The sequence below is a fragment of the Xanthobacter autotrophicus genome (assembly GCF_030015065.1).
GTDB lineage: Bacteria > Pseudomonadota > Alphaproteobacteria > Rhizobiales > Xanthobacteraceae > Xanthobacter > Xanthobacter autotrophicus_D.
This window is the reverse complement of record NZ_JAIVFN010000292.1, coordinates 1-712: the sequence shown is the minus strand read 5'-3', so window position 1 is coordinate 712 and position 712 is coordinate 1. Positions and strand designations below refer to the sequence as shown.

The 712-nt window shown below is 69.0% G+C and carries 1 protein-coding gene; it reads left to right on the top strand.

Going from position 1 to position 712, the window contains the following annotated elements; translation table 11 throughout:
* Window positions 1-141: 141 nt before the first annotated feature.
* A partial coding sequence (locus K9U40_RS23165; RefSeq protein ID WP_282892423.1) for a response regulator transcription factor occupies window positions 142-712 on the top strand: 571 nt, incomplete at its 3' end.

Below are 712 nucleotides of genomic sequence, written 5' to 3'. Positions count from 1 at the left end.
ACCGGCCGCGCTAAGATCAGGGGCCGATGAGTTTGACTCACCGGCCGCAGGTGCAAGCCCGCGCGGCGCTTGAGCGAGCCCCTCTCGGCAGCGGTCAAAGACAAAAGGCCGTTGGTATAAGTTGGCGTGCCGAGGTGACAGATGCGTATCCTGCTGGTCGAAGACGATCCCGTTCTGGGCATGGCCGTGCGTGACCAGCTGGTCGCGGACGACCATTGCGCCGATTGGGTGACGCGCCTCGACGAGGCCGGCGCCGCCCTTCACGCCGCCGCCTTCGAGCTCGTCCTGCTCGACCTCATGCTGCCGGACGGCCGCGGCGCCGACTTCCTGAAGCGGCTGCGCAGCGCTGGCGACGTGACGCCCGTCATGGTGCTGACCGCGCGCGACCAGATCTCCGATCGCATCGCGGCCCTCGACGCCGGGGCCGACGACTATCTGGTGAAGCCGTTCGACCTGTTCGAGCTGAGCGCCCGCATCCGCGCCGTGGGCCGGCGCTATGCGGGCAATCCCAACCCGCTCGTCACCCTCGGCGACATCGAGGTCGATCTCGCCGCCCGCTCGGTGCGGCGGGCGGGGCGCGTGGTGGCGCTCACCGCCCGGGAATGGTCCCTGTTCGAGGCGTTCGTGCAGCGGCCGCACCAGCTCATGTCGAAGCCGCAGCTGGAGGAACGGCTCTATTCGTTCGACGCGGAGGTGGAGAGCAACACCATCG